This window comes from Flavobacterium sp., assembly GCF_965277525.1.
GTDB lineage: Bacteria > Bacteroidota > Bacteroidia > Flavobacteriales > Flavobacteriaceae > Flavobacterium.
The window spans coordinates 719,021-744,619 of sequence record NZ_CBDIDC010000009.1; the positions used below are offsets into that span (position 1 = coordinate 719,021).

General features: G+C 34.0%; 21 protein-coding genes and 4 tRNA genes. 1 reads left to right on the top strand and 24 read right to left on the bottom strand.

All coding sequences use genetic code 11. The annotated features are described in order from the left end of the window. Window positions 1–16: 16 nt before the first annotated feature. The 17 genes from rpoB to ACQY44_RS20105 all read right to left on the bottom strand — a co-directional run bounded on the left by rpoB (window position 17) and on the right by ACQY44_RS20105 (window position 12,884). Entirely contained in the window at window positions 17–3,829 is a 3,813-nt protein-coding gene (rpoB, locus tag ACQY44_RS20025; protein ID WP_428232055.1) for a DNA-directed RNA polymerase subunit beta, read from the bottom strand. Window positions 3,830–4,093: 264 nt separating this feature from the next. Further along, on the bottom strand, window positions 4,094–4,465 hold the full coding sequence (gene rplL, locus ACQY44_RS20030) for a 50S ribosomal protein L7/L12 (RefSeq protein WP_007807437.1): 372 nt from the start codon (window positions 4,463–4,465) through the stop codon (window positions 4,094–4,096). A 91-nt stretch (window positions 4,466–4,556) separates the two neighbouring features. Then, window positions 4,557–5,063: a 50S ribosomal protein L10 gene (rplJ, locus tag ACQY44_RS20035; protein ID WP_428232056.1), complete on the bottom strand. Its 507-nt coding sequence runs from the start codon at window positions 5,061–5,063 to the stop codon at window positions 4,557–4,559. 22 nt (window positions 5,064–5,085) lie between these two features. Continuing rightward, complete coding sequence (rplA, locus tag ACQY44_RS20040) at window positions 5,086–5,775, bottom strand: 50S ribosomal protein L1 (protein WP_007807440.1); 690 nt, start codon at window positions 5,773–5,775, stop codon at window positions 5,086–5,088. A gap of 13 nt (window positions 5,776–5,788) precedes the next feature. Then, window positions 5,789–6,226, bottom strand: coding sequence for a 50S ribosomal protein L11 (gene rplK / locus ACQY44_RS20045; protein WP_007807442.1), 438 nt, complete (start codon window positions 6,224–6,226; stop codon window positions 5,789–5,791). A 67-nt stretch (window positions 6,227–6,293) separates the two neighbouring features. Then, window positions 6,294–6,845, bottom strand: a complete 552-nt coding sequence (nusG, locus tag ACQY44_RS20050; protein ID WP_029273444.1) for a transcription termination/antitermination protein NusG — start codon at window positions 6,843–6,845, stop codon at window positions 6,294–6,296. A 10-nt stretch (window positions 6,846–6,855) separates the two neighbouring features. Beyond that, on the bottom strand, window positions 6,856–7,053 hold the full coding sequence (gene secE, locus ACQY44_RS20055; RefSeq protein WP_041517377.1) for a preprotein translocase subunit SecE: 198 nt from the start codon (window positions 7,051–7,053) through the stop codon (window positions 6,856–6,858). 18 nt (window positions 7,054–7,071) lie between these two features. Beyond that, window positions 7,072–7,142, bottom strand: a tRNA-Trp gene (locus ACQY44_RS20060). Between the two features lie 58 nt (window positions 7,143–7,200). Beyond that, window positions 7,201–8,388 carry an elongation factor Tu gene (gene tuf / locus ACQY44_RS20065; RefSeq protein WP_428232057.1) on the bottom strand — a complete coding sequence of 396 codons (1,188 nt, stop codon included), beginning with the start codon at window positions 8,386–8,388 and terminating at the stop codon, window positions 7,201–7,203. A 55-nt stretch (window positions 8,389–8,443) separates the two neighbouring features. After that, window positions 8,444–8,515: transfer RNA gene (locus ACQY44_RS20070), tRNA-Thr, on the bottom strand. Between the two features lie 84 nt (window positions 8,516–8,599). After that, a tRNA-Tyr gene (locus tag ACQY44_RS20075) sits at window positions 8,600–8,680 on the bottom strand. 55 nt (window positions 8,681–8,735) lie between these two features. Continuing rightward, window positions 8,736–8,809 (bottom strand) — tRNA-Thr (locus ACQY44_RS20080). 91 nt (window positions 8,810–8,900) lie between these two features. After that, a complete protein-coding gene (gene hpf, locus ACQY44_RS20085) occupies window positions 8,901–9,203 on the bottom strand; it encodes a ribosome hibernation-promoting factor, HPF/YfiA family (RefSeq protein ID WP_056245753.1) in 303 nt (100 codons plus the stop codon). Between the two features lie 34 nt (window positions 9,204–9,237). After that, a complete protein-coding gene (locus ACQY44_RS20090; protein ID WP_428232058.1) occupies window positions 9,238–10,131 on the bottom strand; it encodes a tyrosine-type recombinase/integrase in 894 nt (297 codons plus the stop codon). Between the two features lie 143 nt (window positions 10,132–10,274). Continuing rightward, window positions 10,275–10,469 carry a 30S ribosomal protein S21 gene (rpsU, locus tag ACQY44_RS20095; protein ID WP_026985791.1) on the bottom strand — a complete coding sequence of 65 codons (195 nt, stop codon included), beginning with the start codon at window positions 10,467–10,469 and terminating at the stop codon, window positions 10,275–10,277. Window positions 10,470–10,836: 367 nt separating this feature from the next. Further along, complete coding sequence (locus ACQY44_RS20100; RefSeq protein ID WP_428232059.1) at window positions 10,837–11,979, bottom strand: acyl-CoA dehydrogenase family protein; 1,143 nt, start codon at window positions 11,977–11,979, stop codon at window positions 10,837–10,839. A 17-nt stretch (window positions 11,980–11,996) separates the two neighbouring features. Further along, the gene (locus ACQY44_RS20105) at window positions 11,997–12,884 is read right to left on the bottom strand and encodes a ComEA family DNA-binding protein (protein ID WP_428232060.1); all 888 of its coding nucleotides are present in this window, start codon (window positions 12,882–12,884) and stop codon (window positions 11,997–11,999) included. Window positions 12,885–13,150: 266 nt separating this feature from the next. Here ACQY44_RS20105 and ACQY44_RS20110 point away from each other — a divergent pair, with 266 nt between their 5' ends. Continuing rightward, window positions 13,151–14,788, top strand: coding sequence for an amino acid permease (locus ACQY44_RS20110; protein WP_428232061.1), 1,638 nt, complete (start codon window positions 13,151–13,153; stop codon window positions 14,786–14,788). A gap of 77 nt (window positions 14,789–14,865) precedes the next feature. Here the strand turns inward: ACQY44_RS20110 and ACQY44_RS20115 are convergent, their stop codons facing one another. The 7 genes from ACQY44_RS20115 to ACQY44_RS20145 form a co-directional block, all read right to left on the bottom strand. After that, window positions 14,866–15,093 carry a PspC family transcriptional regulator gene (locus ACQY44_RS20115; protein ID WP_007810860.1) on the bottom strand — a complete coding sequence of 76 codons (228 nt, stop codon included), beginning with the start codon at window positions 15,091–15,093 and terminating at the stop codon, window positions 14,866–14,868. Window positions 15,094–15,227: 134 nt separating this feature from the next. Beyond that, window positions 15,228–16,499 carry a DUF2851 family protein gene (locus ACQY44_RS20120; protein ID WP_428232062.1) on the bottom strand — a complete coding sequence of 424 codons (1,272 nt, stop codon included), beginning with the start codon at window positions 16,497–16,499 and terminating at the stop codon, window positions 15,228–15,230. A gap of 78 nt (window positions 16,500–16,577) precedes the next feature. Next, entirely contained in the window at window positions 16,578–17,060 is a 483-nt protein-coding gene (locus ACQY44_RS20125; protein WP_428232063.1) for a 3'-5' exonuclease, read from the bottom strand. Between the two features lie 82 nt (window positions 17,061–17,142). Further along, complete coding sequence (locus ACQY44_RS20130; RefSeq protein ID WP_428232064.1) at window positions 17,143–18,504, bottom strand: pyridoxal-phosphate dependent enzyme; 1,362 nt, start codon at window positions 18,502–18,504, stop codon at window positions 17,143–17,145. A 53-nt stretch (window positions 18,505–18,557) separates the two neighbouring features. Then, complete coding sequence (locus ACQY44_RS20135; RefSeq protein ID WP_428232065.1) at window positions 18,558–20,522, bottom strand: putative porin; 1,965 nt, start codon at window positions 20,520–20,522, stop codon at window positions 18,558–18,560. A 181-nt stretch (window positions 20,523–20,703) separates the two neighbouring features. Continuing rightward, on the bottom strand, window positions 20,704–22,275 hold the full coding sequence (locus ACQY44_RS20140; RefSeq protein WP_428232066.1) for a RagB/SusD family nutrient uptake outer membrane protein: 1,572 nt from the start codon (window positions 22,273–22,275) through the stop codon (window positions 20,704–20,706). Between the two features lie 8 nt (window positions 22,276–22,283). Continuing rightward, window positions 22,284–25,406, bottom strand: coding sequence for a SusC/RagA family TonB-linked outer membrane protein (locus ACQY44_RS20145; RefSeq protein ID WP_428232067.1), 3,123 nt, complete (start codon window positions 25,404–25,406; stop codon window positions 22,284–22,286). Window positions 25,407–25,599 lie beyond the last annotated feature (193 nt).

Sequence of the window (25,599 nt, forward strand, 5' to 3'; positions counted from 1 at the left end):
AACTACCTAATACTTATTATTCTTCTAAACGAATGTCAAGTCCAAGACCTTTCAATTCATGCATTAATACATTGAATGATTCAGGTAATCCCGGTTCTGGCATAGACTCACCCTTAACGATAGCCTCGTAAGTTTTAGCTCTACCAATAACGTCATCCGACTTAACTGTTAAGATTTCACGAAGTGTACTTGATGCTCCATAAGCCTCAAGTGCCCAAACCTCCATCTCTCCAAAACGCTGACCTCCAAATTGAGCTTTACCTCCAAGTGGTTGTTGAGTAATCAACGAGTATGGACCGATAGAACGTGCGTGCATCTTATCATCAACCATGTGTCCTAATTTAAGCATGTAAATTACACCCACAGTTGCTGCTTGATGGAAACGCTCTCCAGTACCACCATCATAAAGGTGTGTATGTCCGAAACGCGGTACTCCAGCCTCATCAGTCAAAGCATTGATTTGGTCTAAAGAAGCACCATCAAAAATTGGAGTAGCAAATTTTCTACCTAAATTTTGTCCAGCCCATCCAAGAACAGTTTCATAAATCTGACCAATGTTCATACGTGAAGGTACCCCAAGTGGATTCAGTACGATATCTACCGGTGTTCCGTCTTCAAGGAAAGGCATATCTTCATGACGAACGATTCTTGCAACAATACCTTTGTTACCGTGACGTCCTGCCATTTTATCCCCTACTTTTAGTTTACGTTTTTTAGCGATATAAATTTTCGCTAATTTCAAGATTCCAGATGGCAATTCATCTCCAACTGTAATAGTGAATTTTTCTCTTCTTAAAGCCCCTTGTAAGTCGTTCAGCTTAATTTTATAGTTATGAATTAAATCATTAACCATTTTATTAGTAGCATCATCAGCAACCCATTGACCTTTGCTTAAGTGAGCAAAATCTTCTACTGCGTAAAGCATTTTCTGAGTATATTTTTTACCTTTTGGTAAAACTTCTTCACCCAAATCATTCATTACACCCTGAGATGTTTTTCCGTTCACGATCAGGAATAATTTCTCAACCAATCTGTCTTTTAATTCAACAAATTTAGTTTCGAATTCCATTTCTAAAGCGCCTAAAGCATCTTTATCCTGAGTACGTTTACGTTTATCCTTTACGGCTCTTGCAAATAATTTTTTGTCAAGAACTACACCGTGTAAAGATGGAGAAGCTTTTAATGAAGCATCTTTTACATCCCCTGCTTTATCCCCGAAGATTGCACGAAGCAATTTCTCTTCCGGAGTAGGATCTGACTCTCCTTTTGGTGTAATTTTTCCGATTAGAATGTCGCCAGGTTTAACCTCTGCTCCAATTCTGATCATACCGTTTTCATCTAAATCTTTAGTAGCTTCTTCAGAAACGTTAGGAATATCGTTTGTTAACTCTTCATTTCCTAACTTAGTATCTCTAACCTCTAATGAATAATCATCAACGTGGATAGAAGTAAAAATATCATCACGAACTACTTTCTCAGAAATTACAATCGCATCCTCAAAGTTATACCCTTTCCATGGCATGAACGCAACTTTTAAGTTTCTACCTAAAGCTAATTCACCATTTTGAGTCGCATATCCTTCTGATAATACTTGTCCAAGAACAACTCTGTCACCTTTTCTTACGATTGGTTTCAAGTTGATACTTGTTCCCTGATTGGTTTTTCTAAATTTAATTAAGTTGTATGTTTTTTCATCAGCATCAAAACTTACCATTCTTTCGTCTTCAGTACGGTCGTATTTGATAGTAATGATGTTTGCATCAACATATTCTACAGTTCCATCTCCTTCAGCATTAATCAATACTCTGGAATCTGAAGCCACTTGACGCTCTAAACCTGTACCAACAATAGGTGCTTCCGGACGGATCAAAGGAACCGCCTGACGCATCATGTTAGATCCCATCAAGGCTCTATTCGCATCATCATGTTCCAGGAAAGGAATTAATGAAGCCGAAATCGAAGCAATCTGGTTAGGTGCAACGTCTGTATAATGTACTGCAGAAGGTTCAACAACCGGGAAGTCACCTTCCTCACGGGCAATAACATTTGTTGCCGTGATTTTACCAGTCTCATCCATTTCAATGTTTGCCTGAGCAATCATTTTTCCTTCTTCTTCTTCAGCACTTAAATAGATAGGTGTACTAACTAAATCAACTACACCATCTGTAACTTTACGGTAAGGAGTTTCGATGAAACCCATTCCGTTAACTTTTGCATAAACACCAAGAGATGAAATCAAACCAATGTTTGGTCCCTCTGGAGTTTCAATCGGACATAAACGACCATAGTGTGTATAGTGAACGTCACGAACCTCAAATCCAGCTCTCTCTCTCGAAAGTCCACCAGGTCCAAGTGCAGAAAGTCTTCTTTTGTGCGTAATCTCAGCTAATGGATTCGTTTGATCCATAAATTGAGATAACTGGTTCGTACCAAAGAAAGAGTTGATAACCGACGATAATGTTTTAGCATTAATCAAATCGATTGGTGTAAACACCTCGTTATCTCTAACGTTCATTCTCTCACGAATAGTTCTTGCCATACGTGCTAAACCAACACCGAATTGTTGAGACAATTGTTCTCCAACTGTTCTAACACGACGGTTTGATAAGTGATCAATATCATCAATCTCTGCTTTAGAGTTGATCAATTCGATCAAATATTTTACAATGGTAATGATATCTTCTTTGGTAAGCACTTGCTTTTCCATTGGAATATCTAAACCAAGTTTTTTATTCATTCTGTAACGACCAACTTCACCTAAGTTATAACGTTGGTCAGAGAAGAATAATTTATCTATAATACCACGAGCAGTTTCTTCATCAGGCGGTTCTGCATTACGCAATTGTCTGTAGATATGCTCAACAGCTTCTTTTTCAGAGTTTGTTGGATCTTTTTGTAACGTATTGTGGATAATAGCATAATCTGCCTGATTATTATCCTCTTTATGCAACAAAATTGATTTTACGTTAGCATCAATGATTTCTTCAACATTATCTTTGTCGATAATAGTATCTCTATCAAGGATGATTTCGTTACGTTCGATAGAAACTACCTCACCGGTATCTTCATCAACGAAATCCTCGTGCCAAGTGTTCAATACACGCGCAGCAAGTCTTCTTCCAATATATTTTTTAATTCCTGTTTTAGAAACTTTAATTTCCTCAGCAAGGTCGAAAATTTCAAGGATGTCCTTGTCTCTTTCGAATCCAATTGCACGGAACAAAGTAGTAACTGGTAATTTTTTCTTTCTATCGATATAAGCGTACATAACGCTATTGATATCTGTAGAAAATTCTATCCAGGATCCTTTAAAAGGAATTACTCTGGCAGAATAAAGTTTTGTTCCATTTGCGTGGAATGATTGTCCAAAGAAAACCCCAGGAGAACGGTGTAGTTGAGATACTACCACACGCTCAGCACCATTGATAACAAAAGTACCGCTTGGAGTCATATAAGGTATTGTTCCAAGATAAACATCTTGTACAATAGTTTCAAAATCTTCGTGTTCTGGATCTGTACAGTATAGTTTTAACCTGGCTTTTAAAGGCACACTATAAGTAAGACCTCTCTCTATACATTCTTGAATGGTGTAACGTGGAGGATCTACAAAATAATCAAGGAACTCCAATACAAAGTTATTTCTTGTATCTGTAATTGGAAAATTTTCCATGAAGGTGTTGTACAACCCTTCGTCGCCTCTTTCGTCAGATTTTGTTTCTAATTGAAAAAAATCTTTAAACGATTTTACCTGAACATCAAGAAAATCCGGATATTGAGGTATGTTTTTTGTAGAGGCAAAATTCAATCTTTCAGTCTGATTTGTTATCATCAATGGACAAAATTTTGATTAAAAAAAAGTAGTTTTTTGTGTAAAAACACAATGTTTAATTGATACCTTCTTTTTGTAATCAATACATCTTTAAAAATAATCCGGTAAAATTGGCTTAATTTTTTTTCTTCGTATTGATCAAAAACTTTTTCGTATTTTAAACTATTTGATAATAAAACTTGATCTATTTTATTATACGAAAAATGGTTTAGGCCATTGAGTGTTAACTCAAGACCTAAACCTAGTTCTTAAAACCGAGTAAACTTATTTAAGTTCAACTACAGCTCCAGCTTCTTCTAATGATTTTTTAAGACCTTCAGCCTCTTCTTTAGAAACACCTTCTTTAACGTTACTTGGAGCACCGTCAACTACATCTTTAGCTTCTTTAAGTCCTAAACCTGTAAGTTCTTTCACTAATTTTACAACTGCTAATTTAGAAGCTCCAGCTTCTTTTAATACAACTGTAAATTCAGTTTGTGCTTCTTCAGCAGCACCTTCTCCACCACCAGCAGCAACTACAACCGCTGCAGCAGCAGGCTCGATACCATACTCATCTTTTAATATTGTTGCTAATTCGTTAACTTCTTTAACTGTTAAGTTAACTAATTGTTCTGCGAATTGTTTCAAATCTGCCATTTTTTCTATCGTTTAAAATGATTTGTAAAATATAATTTATTTATTGTGCGCTATTTAAGCAGCAAGGAAATAAACCTCCTTGCATTTGTTATTATGCTTCAGTCTCAGCCTCTTCGCTGTTTGCGAATTGGTTTTGTAAAGCAGAGATAACTCTTTGTGCTGGTGATTGCAATAATCCAATAAGTTCTCCAAGAAGTTCTTCTTTAGATTTAATAGTTGCTAATGCATCTAATTGATCATCCCCAATATAAATTTCAGAGTTAATGTAAGCTCCTTTTAATACAGGTTTAGCCGATTTTTTTCTGAAATCTTTAATTATTTTTCCAGGTGCATTTGCAACATCTGAAATAAATATAGCGCTATTACCAGTCAATACTGAAGGTAAATCACCATAATCATTAGCAGAAGCTTCCATTGCTTTTGCAAGCAAAGTATTTTTTACAACCTCTAATTTAATACCTGCTTTATAGCAAGCTCTTCTCAAGTTTGAAGTTGTTTCTGCATTTAATCCAGAAATATCAGATACATAAATAATATTTGTACCAGCTAACTGTGCAGTTAAATCTTCAATCGCGATTGATTTTTCTTCTCTAGTCATACTAAAAATTATTAACTACCAATTATACTGCTTTAGGGTCCAATGCAATTGCAGGACTCATAGTGCTTGTAAGGTGAATACCTTTAATGTAGGTACCTTTAGCAGCAGTTGGTTTAAGTTTGATTAATGTTTGAATAATTTCGTGTGCATTGTCATAAATTTGCTCAGCTCCAAAAGAAACTTTACCAATTCCTGCATGTACGATACCAGTTTTATCAACTTTAAAGTCAATTTTACCAGCTTTAACCTCTGCAACAGCTTTTGCAACATCCATAGTCACAGTACCTGTTTTAGGGTTTGGCATTAAACCTCTAGGTCCTAAAATACGACCTAATGGACCTAATTTACCCATAACAGCTGGCATAGTGATGATTACATCAACATCCGTCCAACCATCTTTAATTTTTTGTAAATAGTCGTCAAGACCTACATAATCAGCTCCAGCTTCTTTAGCTTCCGCTTCTTTATCCGGAGTAACTAATGCTAATACTTTAACATCTTTACCTGTTCCGTGAGGTAATGTAACTACACCTCTAACCATTTGATTCGCTTTTCTTGGATCTACACCCAAACGAACTGCGATATCAACAGACTCATCAAATTTTGCAGAAGCTATAACTTTAATTAATGCAGCTGCATCTTTTAAAGAGTATAGTTTGTTCTTTTCAATTTTTGAAGCAGCCTCTTTTTGCTTTTTTGTTAATTTTGCCATTTCTTTCTCTTAATTAAAAAGGAGCATCTCCTGATACAGTTATACCCATAGACCTAGCAGTTCCAGCGATCATGCTCATTGCAGATTCGATTGTAAATGCATTTAAGTCTACCATTTTATCTTCAGCAATCGCTTTGATAACGTCCCAAGTAACACTAGCTACTTTTTTACGATTTGGTTCACCTGATCCAGACTTTAGCTTTGCAGCTTCCAATAATTGGACAGCAGCTGGAGGAGTTTTTACAACAAAATCAAATGATTTGTCTTTATACACAGTAATTTGTACTGGGCATATTTTGCCAGGTTTATCTTGTGTTCTAGCATTAAACTGCTTACAGAACTCCATGATATTAACCCCAGCAGCTCCTAAAGCAGGTCCAACCGGTGGCGACGGATTCGCAGCACCTCCCTTAACTTGTAGTTTAACTACCTTACTAATTTCTTTAGCCATTTTTTAAAAAATTTAACACCATAATCATAGGAAGCGATTATAGTGGTTATTATAGATGTAACAAAAATTATACTTTTTCAACTTGCATAAAGCTCAATTCTAATGGTGTTTTTCTTCCGAAAATCTTAACCATCACTTCAAGTTTACGCTTTTCTTCATTGATTTTTTCAACTGTACCATTAAATCCGTTAAAAGGACCATCGATCACTTTAACAGTTTCACCTAAGTTGAAAGGAATAGCACGAGTATCTGTATTTACAGCTAGCTCATCTACTTTACCTAACATTCTATTTACTTCAGAAAGTCTCAAAGGAACAGGTTCACCACCTTTGATCTCACCTAAAAATCCAATTACACTAGTAATAGACTTAATAATATGAGGTATCTCACCAACCAAGTTGGCTTCGATCATAACATACCCAGGGAAATAAACTTTATCCTTAGACATTTTCTTTCCTTCTTTTACAGTAACTACTTTTTCTGTAGGCACTAAAACTTGGGAAACATAATCACCCATACCTAGTCTGGCAATCTCAGTTTCGATGTAAGCTTTGACTTTATTTTCTTGTCCGCTTACCGCTCTAACTACGTACCATTTTTTCACATTATTATCTGCCATCACAAAAAAATTATCCTTTTAACCAGTTAAAAAATCCAGCCAAAGCTTTTGCAAAAAATTCGTCTACTCCCCATGTTGCCAAAGCGAATAAAACCGAAAATACAGCTACAACAATTGTCAATTTTTGAACCTCAGCCCAAGCAGGCCAAGTAACATTTGACTTTAACTCTTCGAAAGCCTCTGATAAATAATTCGTAACTTTTGTCATTTGATATATTTTTTATTGCACGGGCGGAGGGATTCGAACCCCCATCAACGGTTTTGGAGACCGCTATTCTACCCTTGAACTACGCCCGTAATTAAAGCCAGTGATTTCAGTTAAGAAAACCAACTGGCTTTTATAATATTTATAGGATTATCCTACGATTTCAGTAACCTGACCTGCACCTACAGTTCTACCACCTTCACGGATAGCGAAACGTAAACCTACGCTCATCGCGATTGGGCTTAATAAAGATACATTGATTGTCAAGTTATCTCCTGGCATTACCATCTCTACTCCTTCTGGTAAAGTAATAACTCCTGTTACGTCAGTTGTACGTACGTAGAACTGTGGACGGTAGTTATTATGGAATGGAGTATGACGTCCACCTTCTTCTTTTTTCAAGATATAAACCTCAGCTTTGAAAGTAGCGTGTGGTTTTACTGATCCTGGCTTAATGATAACCATTCCTCTTTTGATAGATTCTTTATCAACACCTCTTAACAATAAACCTACGTTATCTCCAGCTTCTCCTCTGTCAAGAATTTTACGGAACATCTCAACTCCTGTAATAGTAGAAGTTAATTTATCAGCTCCCATACCAATGATTTCAACTGGATCTCCTGTATTAGCAATACCCGTTTCGATACGACCTGTAGCAACAGTTCCACGACCAGTAATTGTAAATACATCTTCAACCGGCATCAAGAATGGTTTTGCAGTATCACGGATTGGCTCTTCGATCCAAGCATCAACAGCTTCCATTAATTCAATAATTTTAGGAACCCAAGCAGGATCATTATTCAATCCTCCTAAAGCAGAACCTTGAACAACAGGACCATTATCTCCATCATATTCGTAGAAAGATAATAAATCTCTAATTTCCATTTCAACAAGCTCTAACAACTCAGCGTCGTCAACCATATCTACTTTGTTCATGAAAACTACCATTCTAGGAATACCAACCTGGCGACCTAAAAGGATGTGCTCACGAGTTTGTGGCATTGGACCATCTGTAGCAGCAACTACTAAGATAGCTCCGTCCATTTGAGCAGCTCCAGTAACCATGTTCTTTACGTAATCCGCGTGACCTGGACAGTCAACGTGAGCGTAATGACGATTAGCTGTTTCATACTCTACGTGTGATGTATTAATAGTAATACCTCTTTCTTTCTCCTCTGGAGCGTTATCGATTTGATCAAAAGATTTTGCTTGACAGTAACCAGCATCAGACAATACTTTTGTAATTGCTGCAGTTAATGTAGTTTTCCCGTGATCCACGTGTCCAATTGTACCTATGTTTAAGTGCGGTTTGGAACGATTAAAATTCTCCTTTGCCATTTTACTTAATTTTTAATCTTAGTTATATATTAATTTTCAATTTCCTACTTACTTGAGCCAATGTCGGGAATTGAACCCGAGACCTCTTCCTTACCAAGGAAGCACTCTACCCCTGAGCTACACCGGCAGAGAGTTCTGATTTTAGATTCTTGAATTTAAATCTTAGTTTAAAACTAAAATCTACAATCCAAAACCTTAACTTCTTTTTTTGTGGGGAGAGCAGGATTCGAACCTGCGAAGTTCACACAGCAGATTTACAGTCTGCCCTCGTTGGCCGCTTGAGTATCTCCCCATTTTTCTTATCAATAATTACATGAACAATTTCAAATCGCATTTGAAATATTTAGAGCCGGCGGAGGGACTCGAACCCACGACCTGCTGATTACAAATCAGCTGCTCTAGCCAACTGAGCTACGCTGGCAATATCAATAAAAAAGTCCGCTATTTCTAACGGACTGCAAATGTAGCTATTTTATCTTTTAATCAAAACATTTTTTCAAAAAAATTTTCAATTATATGTGTGCTCTTATTTTTTCTTTCCTTTTTACCAATACACGTTCTAAAGATTCTGCCGAAAGCTCAACCGCTTCTTCAAACGTTTTACATTGTTTCTTAACCAAAAAATCATCTCCAGGAACATTAATCTTAATCTCTACTGCCTTATTCTCCTTATCACTTGTTCGTTCGACTTTTAAAAAAATGTCAGCCGAAACAACCCGATCATAATACTTTTCTAATTTATCCATTCTTTCCTGAATAAAATCCACTAATTTTCTGTCAACAGTAAAGTTAACTGCATGAACATCTACCTTCATAATACAAATTTTAGGGTTAAACATTTCAGAACTATTATTTATTTCTCGGATGCGCATTACCATATACCTTTTTAAGCTCTGCCAAACTATTATGAGTATAAACTTGCGTAGACGCCAAACTTGAATGTCCTAATAATTCTTTAACTGAATTTAAATCTGCTCCGTTATTTAATAAGTGAGTCGCAAAAGTATGCCGAAGCACATGAGGACTTTTTTTTACCTTTTCGGAGACTTTACTAAAGTATGAATTTATTAATCGATACACAAAAGATTCACTCAATTTTAACCCTTTTCCTGAAATAAAGAAATAATCTTCATCTACTATATTTTCAACTGAAGCTCTTTCCTGCAAATACAAATTAAACTGCTCAGCAACAATTGGCAATACAGGAATAATACGTTCTTTATTTCGTTTTCCTAAAACCTTAATTATATTAGACGATAAATCGACATTATACCTCATAAGATGTATCAACTCTGCCCGACGCATTCCTGTTGTATAAAAAAGATCTACAATAAGCTTATCCCTTACCTCTTCAAATCCAGAAGGATTAGCGAACTGCTGCATTAAATCCGACAGCTCTTTTTCAGAAAATGGAATTTGAACAATTTTAGGCGTTTTCAATGCCTTATGCTTCAACATGGGACTAACTTCTATTTGTTTGGTTTTTAAAAGGAATTTATAAAATGCTTTCAGAGAAGACATCTTCCTGTTCACCGAGACATTAGAAATATCCTCATCCACAAGAGAAACAATCCAACTCCTGATTTGACTATAATTGACGTGCTCGATATTTTCCTGCTCGAAATGAACTTTATTGAATATTTCAAAAAACAAAATATCATTCAAATAAGCATTGACCGTATGCGGGGAATATTTTTTTTCTAACTGAAGATAATCACGAAATGCTTCTTTATTTGACTTCATAAGAATACACACTTTTCATTAACACAAACTCACACACCATTTATATTACATTAAAGAATATTATTTATTTCAAAATTAAGCATAAAAAAACCGTTAGTATCAAATTTTGATAACTAACGGTCATTATTTTTGAAAAGCTAATACTAACTCTCTAAACCATCTCTCATGTTTTGGATGTAAGCAGCTTTTTGAATTTGTGCTCTTTTGATAACAGAAGGTTTAATAAAAGCAGTACGTGCTCTTAGTTGACGAACAGTTCCTGTTTTATCAAATTTTCTTTTATAGCGCTTTAATGCTCTATCGATATTTTCTCCGTCTTTAATTGGTATAATTAACATAATATTGACACCTCCTCTCGTTAAGGCTGCAAAAGTATATATTAATTATGGATTATCAGTTATGAATTATATATTTTTTTTGAGAATAGAGAAAAGAGTATAGAAAATAGACTTTATAATGTCTTGCACTCGCAAAACCTGTACAATAAATCAATTATATTAATAAAAAAAGAACTTACCAATTCACTAAACTTCTATATTACCGGGGAGCGCGTGAGGGATTGCAATGGAAATCCTTTTATGTTCTTTCTTTAAGAACATAAAAGATTGAAATGTAAAGCCCGACCTTAAAAAAGTAAAAAAAGCCAATCAACGTTTAGTGAATGGCTTTTTTTTACTTTTTTAAGGGCACGCCCAAATTATCATTTTACTCTTTTAATAAGTTCCTGGAAATCACTACCTTTTGAATCTCGGTAGTTCCCTCTCCTATAGTACACAACTTAGAATCTCTGTAGAATTTCTCTACCGGATAATCTTTTGTATAACCATAGCCACCATAAATCTGAACAGCTTCGTTTGCAATTTTCACACAAGCTTCTGAAGCATACATTTTTGCCATTGCTCCAAGCGTTGTAACCGGTTTATGTTGTTGCTTTAAAAAAGCAGCCTTGTGCAGTAGCAGTTCTGACGCTTCGATTTCAGTAGCCATATCAGCTAATTTAAATGAAATTCCCTGAAAACTACTAATAGGTTGCCCAAACTGATGTCTTTCTTTTGAATACTTAAGAGCTGCTTCATAAGCCCCTTTTGCAATTCCTAATGACAGTGCTCCAATTGAAATTCGGCCTCCGTCTAATATTTTCATTGCCTGAACAAATCCCTGCCCTACATCTCCTAATCTATTTGCATCCGGAACACGACAACCATCAAATACTAACTCTGCGGTTTCACTGGCACGCATTCCTAACTTATTTTCTTTTTTTCCTGATGTAAAGCCTTTCATTCCTTTTTCGAAAACAAAAGCGGTCATTCCTTTTGAGTCTCCTTTTTCTCCGGTACGCACAATTACAACTGCAATATCTCCAGAGATTGCGTGCGTTATAAAGTTTTTAGCTCCGTTTACAATCCAATGATCCCCATCTTTTACTGCTGTGGTATTCATTCCGCCAGCATCAGATCCTGTATTATGCTCAGTTAAGCCCCAAGCTCCTATATATTCAGCAGTAGCTAATTTAGGCAGCCATTTTTGCTTTTGTTCTTCATTTCCAAAAGTTAAAATATGATTGGTACATAATGAATTATGAGCCGCGACAGATAAACCAATTGATGGATCTACTTTTGAAATTTCCTCAATAACTGTAATATATTCATGATAGCCCAATCCTGACCCTCCATATTCTTCGGGAACTAAAACTCCCATAAATCCCATTTCGCCTAATTTTTTAAATAAGGGAATTGGAAAAATTTGAGCCTCATCCCATTCCATAATATTTGGTCTGATATTTTTTTCGGCAAAATCTTTTATAGACTGAGCAATCATTGACTGCGTTTCGTTATATTCAAAATTCATTGTTAACTGCTTTTGTTTTAGAACTCCAAATATAAACTAATTATTTTTGCTTTATCAACAGGAAAACCTTTAATTTTTGATAAATCCTCAATATTATTAATATTTCCATTCATACTTCTGTAGGTTACAATTTGTTTTGCTAAGGTATATCTGAAATAAGAAAACTGAGATAACTCTTTTAAGGACGCCTCATTTATAGCAATCTTTTTAAAACCGGAAGGTATTATGACTCTAAAATGGGTATTTAATTCATTGATTACTTCTGGTGAAAGTCCCCAAACTTCATTCATTTGATCCATAGAAACAAAACATCCTAAAATTTCTTTTTGTTTTAATATTCGTAAAGATAAAGCCTCACCAATACCATAAATTTTAACCAAATCTTCTTGTGTTGCCTGATTGATATCTAAAACTACTATTTTTTCTTTTTTAAAACTTTCTTTCTGAACAAATGTTTTTCTTTCTGTTTTGACATTTGATTTATTCTGAACCCAATCCGGAAATTTAAAAAGCGGAGCCATCACATTCAATAAGGAGTCTGAAATTTTTGTTACTTGCTGAAACTCATTTGCAGAACTCACATATTTATTCTCTTTGCGAAAAGCCAATAAACGATCCATTTCCTGGACTGACATTCCTAGTTTATACCCTTTATAGTCTGAAATAAAATTTGGATTAAAAGAATATACTTTGGGTTTCACATTTGATTTTGCAAGCTTCAAAGCATCTATTTCCGATTGTAAAGACATCCATTGCTCTTTTTCCGGAAAAGATTTTTCAGGCAAATTAAAATCGACGAAAAAATAAATAGCCTGCAATACTATTATAATTACAAAAAGTAAAAAAATTCCTGTACGTTGTTGAGTTGTAAATCTAAAATACGATTTTGTAGCGCTGAAATTCATGTTTTGAAATGCATTTATTTTAATTGAAGCTTTTTTAATAACATAAATTTATAAATATTTTACTACAAATTATGCATTGTTAAAAAATATTTACATCTTAAATTACAATTTTATAATTCGATATTTGGCGCTAATCCTACTATTAAAAGAGAATTTAGTCTTAAAAAGTTAAAAACTCTTTTTTTATAACTTAAAACTCAATTATTGTTTTTATTTTTTATAAAAAACTATACATTTGGAGCTTAATAATAATAAAAACCACATATATGTCAATTTGGAAAAGAAAACCACTAAATCAGCTTTTGGCCGAAGCCGCTGATTCCGAAAAAGGATTAAAGAAAACATTAACAGCACCCGGATTGGTTGCTTTAGGAATTGGAGCTATTATTGGAGCTGGTTTATTTTCGATTACTGGTCTTGCAGCCTCTATGAATGCAGGTCCGGCAATAACGATTTCATTTCTTGTAGCGGCATTTGGATGTGTTTTTGCTGGTTTATGCTATGCTGAATTTTCTTCAATGATTCCGGTAGCAGGAAGTGCGTATACCTATTCATTTGCAACAATGGGAGAATTTGTTGCCTGGATAATTGGATGGGATTTAGTTCTTGAATATGCTGTAGGAGCAGCAACAGTTTCGATAAGCTGGTCCAGGTATTTTGGCAAATTTCTCAGCGGTTATGGTATTCATATTAATGAGGCATACATGCTCTCTCCTTTTGAAGGGGGTATAATTAACGTTCCTGCTGTCGTAATTGTAATGATAATGTCATTAATATTAATTAGAGGAACAAAAGAATCGGCTTTTGTAAACGGTATTATTGTTTTATTAAAAGTTACTGTTGTCTTGGTTTTTATCGCCGTAGGATGGCAATATATCAGACCTGAAAATTACACTCCATATATTCCTGAAAATACCGGTAAATTTGGAGAATTTGGTTTTTCCGGAATCATTAGAGCAGCCGCTATTGTATTTTTTGCTTACATTGGTTTTGACGCGGTTTCTACTGCAGCACAAGAAGCTAAAAACCCTAAAAGAGATATGCCTATTGGAATTTTATTGTCATTAGCTATTTGTACTGTTTTATATATTCTTTTTGCCCACGTAATGACAGGAGTTGTAAATTATCAGGCTTTTGCCGGTAAAGACGGAATTGCACCTGTAGCAATTGCTGTTGAATCAATGGGACATGTGGGAGCAAACGGGATGATTACTCCGGCTTATCCATGGTTAAATAATGCTATTCTACTTGCTATTTTAGGCGGTTATGCTTCTGTAATTTTAGTAATGTTAATGGGACAAAGCAGGGTATTTTTCTCTATGAGTAAAGATGGTTTAATGCCAAAAGTATTCTCTGAAGTGCACTCTAAATTCAGAACGCCGGCAAAAAACAACTTACTGTTTATGGTAATTGTGAGCCTTTTTGCTGCATTTGTTCCTGCGAGAGTAGTTGGAGAAATGACTAGTATTGGTACGTTATTCGCTTTTATTCTTGTTTGTATTGGTGTATTAATCATGCGTAAAAAAATGCCGGATGCTCCAAGAGCTTTCAGAACACCACTTGTACCTTTTGTACCTATTGCAGGAGTATTAGTATGCTTATTTATGATGGTATTCTTACCATTAGATACCTGGATCAGGCTAATTGCCTGGATGATGATTGGTTTTGATTTATACTTATTCTACGGAATGAAAAACAGTGTATTAAATAAAGGTACTTTTAGCGTAGGTAATTATAAAACTATTGCTTATTCAGGATACGCAATGGTAATTGCATTGGTAGTTGTGGCATATATCAACCATTTAGATGCAAACGTTGATGGAACTTTCTTATATTATTTCTCTTTAATATTTGCAGCTATTCATGCATTAATATTTACTTATAGTTTTAATAAGTCAAGATAAATATCACCTTATAAAAAAAGGGGATGTAAAGTAACTAACTACTTTACATCCCCTTTTTTTATGATTAAAATTTACTTTTATAAATCAAAAACCGAAGTGCGTTTTGCACGAATTAAATCTTTTAATCGAATCCAAAATGCCAAAGTCAGGTAGACTCCAAAACCCAAACCTGCAGTAACAAATGAAATGTAGATAAAAAATAATCGCACACTCGTTACCCGCATCCCTAGTTTATCAGCGAGACGTGATGAAACATGAAATCCATATTTCTCGAAGAAAAACTTAAGTTTTAAGATTGCCGACATTTTTTAAGATTTTAGATTTGTCCTTTGAATTCACTCAGAATAACATTCAACTCCTCTTCGAAAGACATTCGCCTTTACATAGGAACACAAAAATACAAAATTATATCATTGTCACATTTTCTAATTATCTAATTCTACTTATTCTTAAGCAACTCGATTCCTAAAGCACATTTTAAACATGCCTTTTGATTACAATACTCATTTTTAAGTTCTAATAATGTTTGTGTTTCAAAAGCATTTTTACAAGAAATTCCAAAAGATTCAAACTTATCTATAATCGCATTTTTCTCAGGAACAACCTCATTCATAAATGCGATCAAATCTTCAGCAATACATTCACCCATGATGTTTGAATACGTAAATTGAATTGGAATTATAGTATTGATAATTATTAAATCTATAAAAGATTTTGACAAAGATTTTGGCTTTTTCACACTCTCTTTATCAAACTGATAATGATTTTGCCAATACAAGCTTGAAGAAATGCTTAATAGTTCCCACACACTTTTAACTGATTTTAATGTAATTATTTTTGAAAATAAATTTTGATGCTTATGATATAAATTAGCCAATTGTGAAATTCTAATAGTTGGAAAATTATCAGGACGATGCTTGAAAAATTGTACTGTATCTATATGCTGTTTTTCTAATTGGTATTTATTTAGAAGATAATAATACCTTAGTTTTAAATCGATAAAATAAACATCTTCTTTTTCCTCATCTAATAAACCCGAAGCACCAAAAAATAAGGCTTCCAGATTTTCGACTTCAAAACTTTCTTTCCTTATAATTGTAAATGGGATAGATTTCGCAATTTGTAAAAAGGAGTTACCATTAGTATTTAAACCAAAGTTCTTTGCTAGTAGGCAAAACAAAACAGCTTCCCAATCCTGATTCGTTTCTTCTAATAAGTTGTGAATAAATTTTGATTTGCGTTCTAAGCGATCAAAAAATAATCTCTCCTGCCAGTTCTTAAAAATAAAACTATCAATTTCTGCAATATTTTTTTCGCAAAATATCCAGGTTTTGGGAACTATTAAAGAATTATAGCTGGAAAGAATTTCAGATGAGACATAATCTTTAAGAACCAGAACTGGAATTTCCCTATTGTCCTTACCAAATATATCGGTATCATTTTCCCAAACGACGTGCAAAATCACATTATCATAGGCACTATCATTCTCATGACCGTGAACATACCAATCCGAAGATTTTAAATGAATTTCGACATTCCCAGCCCATTTTTGATCTCCTATCGTAATTTGAGCATTAAAAAAATCAGGCCCTGAAAGTTCCGGATAATCTCCTGTTTTGATAATGGTGATCTGTTCTTTTCGGGCAGTTCTTAAATTCAATGTATCAAACTTCTTGAACTTCCAGAGATAATGAAGAAAATCTTCTTTCATTTTTAGGCTTTTTACTTTTAATTTACAAAAGTCTAAAATAATTAAATAATACTAATCTTACAAAATATTTTTTGTTTTTTATCTCAAAAGATATAGTTTTGCACATGCTCTCGCATCAGATAGTGCTTCATGGTGGTTTAACTGAATTTTCATTTCACGACAGCAGTCACTTAACTTGGTCGGCTTAAATCCTTTTGCTTTGTATATCTTAACCGTACACTCCCATTTTTGTGCTATATTCAAATCTTCATACTGCAAACCGTAAAGTGCCATAGATTTAATTAAAACATTTCGATCAAAACTTTCGTTATGTGCGACCACTACCTTATTTTTTAATCTTTTTTCGATTTCAGGATAAACGTGTGCAAAAGATTTAGCATTTACGGTATCACTCGGATAAATTCCATGAACGCGAATCGTGAACGGATTGTACTCATTTTTAGGAGGCTTAATCAAAGTAACGAACTCATCTACAATAATTCCATTCTCTACAGTAACAATTCCAACAGAACAAGGGTGATACCCTGTGGCAGTTTCAAAATCTATTGCGGTAAAATTCATTTTTAAATATATTAAGCTAAAAAATCCATAAATCTAATTTCTTCTAACTAGATTTATGGATTTGTAAATTACTAAAACTCTTTTATTTTATAGATCCAATGATATCATATTTCGTAATAATATGATGGTTTCCATTTCCAAGATCAACTAAAACAGCATCATTTTCTTTTGTAAATAATTTAGAAACTTCTTCTATTGGTGTTCCTAACTTTACGATAGGGAAAGGTTTTCCCATTACTTCTTTTATTGGTTTTTCGGCTACATTTTTATCTGCAACATAACTTCTAAACAAATCTGTTTCGTCAACAGAACCAACAAATCCGTTAATGTCTACAACCGGAATTTGTGAAATTTTATATTTACGCATACGTTCAATTGCGTGCGAAACTAATTCTTCTGTACGAACCACAATCAATTCCTTATCAATATGATCTTTGATAACATCTTCTGCTTTTGTAATATTCTCTTCTAAGAATCCACGTTCACGCATCCAGTCATCATTGAACATTTTACCTACGTAACGGCTTCCTGAATCATGAAAAAGCACTACAACAACATCATCAGGCTTAAAATGCTCTTTAAGTTGCAACAATCCTTTTATACAAGCTCCGGCAGAATTCCCAACAAAAATAGCTTCTTCGAGAGCAATCTTTCTGGTGTAAACAGCTGCATCCTTATCTGTTACTTTGGTGAATCCGTCAATTAAAGAAAAGTCAACATTTTTAGGCAAAATATCTTCTCCAATTCCTTCCGTAATATAAGAGTAGATTTCATTTTCGTCAAAAATTCCAGTTTCATGGTATTTTTTAAAAACAGAACCATAAGTATCAATTCCCCAAATTTTAATATTTGGGTTTTTCTCTTTTAAATATCTTCCAACTCCTGAAATAGTTCCTCCAGTCCCTACTCCCACCACAAAATGAGTAATCTTTCCGTCAGTTTGTTTCCAGATTTCCGGTCCTGTTTGCTCGTAATGTGCCAAAGAATTGGACATATTATCATACTGATTTACATACCATGAATTAGGCGTTTCCTCAGCCAGACGTTTAGAAACAGAATAATATGAACGTGGATCTGTTGGCTCAACATCTGTAGGACAAACTACAACCTTGGCACCAACTGCACGCAAAATATCCATTTTTTCTTTAGATTGCTTGTCTGATATTACACAGATCAATTTGTATCCTTTAATGATAGCCACAAGCGCTAATCCCATACCTGTATTACCAGAAGTACCTTCAATAATAGTTCCTCCGGGTTTTAATCTGCCATCTGCCTCTGCATCTTCAACCATTTTTACGGCCATCCTGTCTTTTACAGAATTTCCAGGATTAAAAGTTTCGACTTTTGCCAATACTAACGCATCAATTTCAGCAACAATTTTGTTGAGTTTTACTAATGGTGTATTACCAATTGTTTCTAAAATGTTATTTGAAAAGTCCATTTCTATTTAAATTTTAATATTTGATTTTTTATATAAATAAAGTCTCCTAATCTTTATTGGAAGAAATTCCAAACTAAACCAAATCGAATAACAAAATCACGATAAGGATTGTTAGGTGCCGCATAATAATCGCTTTTAGAGAAAATAGCATTTATGTGTTCGGCTTTAAAATAAATTCGGGTTCGGCGAATTCTGGCATTAACGAATAAATCGAATAATGGATAACCACCAATTTCTTTATTATTTTGCACAAAAAACTCTCCGACAACCGGGTTATAATCATTTCCGTAATATTTTGTAAAGTAATTAAAAACGATTCCGGTTTGCATAAACAATGCTTTCTTAAACAAATATCCTGTATAATAAAATGTATTTCTTGTAACAAAATCCGGGACATTTAAAATTAAATCTGATTGATCTACTTTTTGATACAAAAGTGTATTATCTAATGCAAAATGACCAAACTTAAATTCACGACTTGCTTTTATTTCCAGGTAATTAATTGCATTTCCGTATTGAGCAGGATTTATAATTTGTGTGTTGGCCGCAATCTGCGCCGGTGATGAAGCATCTGCAAAATACAAATGATCATTTAAAACCGTATATTGTACTTCAGCATTTAACCACGGAGTAGCAACACTTGCACTAAGCGAGTTAATCTTTTCGTTTTTAAAGTTATTCGACCAGTTATATTGCACATAACTACTTTGGTATAAATTGTAGTTATTATTGGGTAACTTATTAATGTTACGGTATCTGAAATCAAACTGAATTTTATCACTAAAATCATATTTCAATTTAGCATCTAAATTTGAAAGTGATTGATTTGTGATGGATCGCGAATAGAGAAAACGTCCGTTCCACTTGTTTTTCTGATATTCGTATTGTCCTCCAAAATTGTTAATTTGAAGATATAAATTATTCGGAATAACTTTTTCTGTACCTACTATAACCCTTCCATACTCATAATTTGATCTGTAATCATCTACAAAAAAATTAAATTTTCCTAAAAGCGAATTTTCATATGCAACCCCTGCCTTATTATATAGTCTTTCATATTTTGTCTGGTCATTTATACCACTTGTCACATACGAATCTCCAAATCGTTGTACGGGAGTAGTACCAACAGTAGAGAGTACCGTTGCCTGATTGTATTCGAAAAATTTACTCTCGTAATTAAATTGATGTGTAACATACAAATTATTATTACCATCAGTTGGATTTATTCTGAAAGCATGATCAAAAAACAAGCGTCTTCCTTTTAAAAATGCTTTTGCATCTGTTAAATAAACTTGTAATCGCTGACGGTTTTTATAATCTTTATTATCACTTTCAAAATCTTGTGGCGAGGTAATTCCTCCATTTTCTTCATTTGAATTATCCTGATACGTATAATGTCCATTTATAGCATACCGCCTGTCTGTTGTAGCGTAACTCGTTGTAAATCTAAAATTTCCCGAACTAACCAACTGATTTATATAATCCCCTTCTGAACGTAAACCTCTGTAAGCAATAGAGAAATTAAGATTTTTTGAAGTGTTTAATGTAATAAAAGAATCAACATTTTGACCTTTATTTATTGTGGTATTAAAAAACAATTCTGTAAAAGGAGTAGCTACTGAATAATAATGAATTTGATCCGCCTCTATATAATTATAATGCATCCCGCTAAAACCAATTTCGGGATAAGGAGAAAAATTAGTTAAACTGTATTGTAAAGTATTAAATGGTAGTCCAATATTTGAAAAAGGTAAAAGCCCGAAATCATCCTTTCTGATATGGTTTTGTTTATAGGCGCTTTTTATGGTTAACGAAGTATCAACATAGGTCGTATCATGTTCCAGCGTAATAATCTGATATTGATCAATGGTGGCAATTTTTGCTTTTTTCTTTTTTAATGTATCTGTAATACTTGAATATTTAGTATTCATATCTAAACTTTTTTTAGAAGTAGTTTTTTCCTGAGAAAACAATAAAGTTGGTACAACTAATAGATATAGAAAAAAGAATATTCTCATTTGATCGCTTTATATAGAATTATTTTGGCAAAATTTGTCCAGCAAAGGTAAAAGATAAAAACGTATAAAAAAACAAATCATTGTTATTGAGGTGTTTTTTCAGACCACATCATAGAAGCAAAAACCCCCAACCAGAAAAGTGATTGAGGGTTTTCAAAAAAAATCAAAATATTTATTTTCTCTAATTCCAGCCTGTATTTTGAGCTACATTTGGATTAGTATTTATTTCAGTTTGTGGTATTGGCCATAAGAATTTATAATCAGTACCCGGAACAGCAGCAACAGGAGTAGTTATAACATAACTATTTCCCAAAACAAAAGCAGTTACAGTAGGTGTAGCATTAGCCACTTTTGCAGGAATTCCATCAATAGCTACAGCTGCTATTGGATCTCCTTGCAATCTATGAATGTCAGACCATCTGCGTCCTTCTTGTAAAAACTCAATTCTTCTTTCTTTAAGAATAGCAGCGACCATAGTTGCATCAGTAGGGAAAGATGCAGCAGTATATGCCTGAGTAGTCGGAGAAGCCAAAGATCTATTTCTTACCGAGTTTAACAAAGTTAAAGCTGTTGGTAAATTTGACAAACGTGCCTGAGCCTCTGCCATATTCAATACTACTTCAGCATATCTGATAACTGGTGCAGCATCTGACTGATTAACAACATCCGTGTACTTATTTGTATATTTAATACCTGCTGCAGTATAAATAAATTTCCCATCTTCTCTTCTTTTATCATCTGCCAACCATTGTGGATCTCTCCAAAGAATTGGGCTAATACAAACTAAGGCTCTGTTTTTTAACACACTCGCTAAAGACGCATTTACACCTGGATTAGAGGTAGAAGAGTGCTGAATAGAAAAAATAGACTCTGTATTTGTTAAATTACTAGCCAATACAAAAGGACCATATGGATCAGTCGTTAAAGCATAAAGACCATTTAATTTAATTCCTTCAGCAATTACATTTGCCCAGTCTCTTTTTTGAAGATAAACTCTTGTTTTGAAAGCTATCGCAGCAGATTTTGTTGCTTTAGCAACAACTCTACCACCAGCAAAACCATTTGAAGATATTAACTTTTCAGCATCTGTTAAATCTGCTAAAACTTTTGTATAAACTTCAGCAACAGTATTTCTTGGTTTTAAAAGTTCAGAATTTATTTCTGCAACTGTATTAACACCAACCTCTCTGTAAGGTATACCTGGATGTGTAGCACCCGCAGTAAAATTGTATGGTCTTGCAAAATTGGTAAGTATCTCAAAATGAGTAATTGCTCTTAAAAACTTAGCCTGTCCAATATAATCATCTGCAACTGCCTGTGTAATAACCTTATTCGCAACTGCACTAGTAGCGCCTTCGATCATAAGATTACATCTGTTGATTAATCTGTAACCATCAACCCAGTAATAAACGTTATTAGCAGTTGTTGGATCATAAGTAGCAGTATAAGTTAACTGGTAAAAAGTAGCCATGTTAACAACATCTTCACCTCTAGTTTCTCCTTGCTCAATAAAAGCAGCTCCCCAAACGTAACCTCTACCACCATTTGGACTATTAGATGCAGCGTTATACTGTCCAATTCCAGCAGCATTATAAACACCATTCATATAAGCAGCTATATAAGCAGGAGTTGTAAATGCATCTGCATCAGAAATATTATTTATTGGTTTCAAATCCAATAGCTTTTCCTCTGTACATGAGCTCATCCCGAGTACAACTACAGAAAGTAAAATTGATTTTATTATATTTTTCATATGTTTTTTTATAAACTTACATTGATTCCCATTGAGATCACTTTAGAACGTGGAGTACCGTTAATGTCTACTCCATTTGTTTCCATTTCAGGATTAATACCTTTATAGTCTGAAATTAACCAGATATTTTGTGCCTGAGCAAAAATTCTAAAGTTATCAACTCCTAATTTATCCAATACTAATTTAGGCAATGTATACCCTAAACTAATATTATCAAGTGAGATAAAATCTCCTTTTTCAACAAAACGAGAAGATGCACTTCCTGAAAGGTTTGTAAATGTATTCGAAGAAGCGTATAATCTTGGTGTCCATCCGTCTCCAGGATTATCAACACTTTGCCATCTTCCTAAAATCTCAGTTCCGTTATTGTTAAAGTTTTGGTTCATTAACTCTCTTCTTGTAGCATTGAAAATTTCATTTCCTCCACTAAATCTAAACATGAAACCAAAATCAACATTTTTATATTTCATAGTAGATGTAAATGATCCGTAATATGTTGGTAAAGTATTTCCTAAGATAGCCTTGTCAGCAGCCCCTAATGATGCTGCTGCACCAGCTGCTGCTGGATTACTAGGGTCAAATACAGCATAGGTTGACGTATTAATATTACCTTGTACTAAACTACCATCTGCTTTGTAATAGACCGGGTTACCATTTGCTTTGTTAACACCCCAATATTTATATCCGTATAAAGAGTTGATAGATTCACCTTGCCTGATAATAATATTTGGTGCAATGTTAGCAATATCGGTAGATGAGCCAAAAGCTGATGAACCTCCTACAATATCTTGTCCTTGAACTAAACCAGTAACAACGTTTTTAGTAAGTGTTAAGTTAGAAGAAACATCCCAAGAAAAGTTTGCTGTATTTATTGCTTTAAAACTAACAGAAAATTCGTAACCCTGGTTGTACATTTTAGCAACGTTTGAGTTAACTATACTGTTAGGAATACCTAAAGACGGAGCAACTGGAGCTGCTAAAACTAATCCATCGATATCATTTTTATAATAATCAAAAGCTAGAGTTAAACGATTGTTGAACAAGCCTAAATCTACACCAAAGTCAATTTTATTACTTGTTTCCCATTGTAATGTTTCGTTACCAAATTGATAATAACCAAGACCATTGTTAGGACCATAAGGAGATCCAACCAAAAGACCTTTTGAAGGGTAAGGTGCCGAATTTAAAATATCAACGTTACCAACCTCAGAGTAAGAACCTCTAAATTTCAAATCAGAAATTGTGTTGCTGATTCCTTCCATAAAACTTTCTTTAGAAACTGTCCAACCAGCTGAAACTCCAGGGAAGTTGTGGTATCTAACATCTTTCTCGAATTGAGAAATTCCGTCACGTCTTAAAGAAGCTTGTATAAAATACTTTTCTTTAAAGTTGTATGTAAAACGTCCCAGGTAAGAGATAATTCCTTTTTCAGAAGCACCACCACCAGAATCTTTAGTACTATAAGTACCTGTAACTAAATTTTGATCATAGAAATCACTTAAGATATCAGTTCCACTACCCCAGAAATTTTTAGATTTTGATTTTTGGTATTCAGCAACACCTGTTACACCAAAATTATGATCTTCAGCAAAAGTATGCTTATAGTTCAGGATATTTTGCCAGTTCCATCTCAAAAGATTTGTATTATCCTGGTACAAATATCCGTTTGTTCCACGACCATCACCGTGAATTGGATTCCAATATTGATAACCATCTGTAATAGCGTTATCACCACTTACTTGCAATTTATAACTCAAATCAGAAGTAATTTTTGCATTTGCAAATGCACTTAACAATATTCTGGTTGTTGTTGATTTGTATTTATTATGATCAAGAACATAAAGAATATTTGTAATATTATCTCCTGCAGGATCTGTATTATCCCATTGACCAACAGTCGCATTATTTGCGGAAAGGTTGTATCCAGTTGGATCAAGAGCATCATAAATTGGTGTATTTGGCAATTGTCTGATTGCATTAAAAACGTTACCTGATAAACCACTTGGACTAACATTCAATCCGTTATATTCAGTTCTGCTTACACTTAAATTTGTACCAACACTTAACCATTTGTTAATTTCCTGATCAATATTAGTTCTAACAGAATATTTTTTCATATCGTTAGCTAAATTGATACCATCTAAATCAGAGTAACCTAAAGACAAATAATATTTTGTTTTTTCTGATCCACCGCTAAAATTAAGATTATGCGTAATCTGTGGAGCATTTCTAAAAATTGCAGCTTGCCAATCTGTATTATATGCATTTCCAACAGCCCAAGGAGTTTGACCTCTATTAGTTCTTTTTTCGTTAGAAATAGTTAAGAAATCAGGCGTTTGTAATAAATCATACGTTTTAGCAGCACTAGCAACACCAAAAACACTTGAATATGATACTTTTAAAGAACCTTTTTTTCCACTTTTAGTAGTAATTAAGATAACTCCATTAGCAGCTCTGGAACCGTAAATAGCGGTTGCAGCACCATCTTTTAATACGTCAAAAGATTCGATATCTTCCGGGTTAATATCTGCTAAACCATTTGTAGAAGAAACTCCTCCAATATCACCAGAGTAAATAGGCACACCATCTACAACGATTAACGGTTCTGTGCTTCCAGAAATAGATCCAACACCTCTAATTCTAATTTTTGGCGCAACACCAAGAATACCAGTATTAGTTAATACCTGAACCCCAGTTGCTCTACCAGCTAAAACACCCTCGAAACTTGGAGTTACCAAGTTAGCAATGTCTTTTCCGGCAATTTTAGAAATAGAACCGGTTACTTCCTTTCTTTTTTGCACACCGTAACCAACAACCACAACCTCATTCATTAATTGGGCCTCAGACTCCAATGCAACATTTATTGTGTTTGAAGTACCAACAGTTACTTGTTTGTTATTCATACCAACGTATGAAAACACTAACACATCTCCTGTTTTTGCTTTTACAGAATAACTTCCGTCGAAATCTGTTTGAGTATTTGTCTTTGATCCTTTCACAGCAACATTTACTCCTGGAATGACGCCTGTTTTATCAGAGACCTTTCCAGTGACAGTTCTCTCCTGAGCGAAAGAAAACTGCATAGACAACGCTACTAAGAGCGTACAAATCCATTGTAATTTTAATTTCATTTTAATTTATTTTGAATTAGTATGCGGCAAACATCTTAATTATTTCTTAAAACACCAAAATATTTTAACTTAATTTTAATCTAAATTATTAAACATCTATTAATATCTATCCTAAAAACCATTACTTTCCTCAATTTTAATAGCAATATTCCTTAAAATTTGCTCAAAATTTAAATTTACGCAAATTCAACAC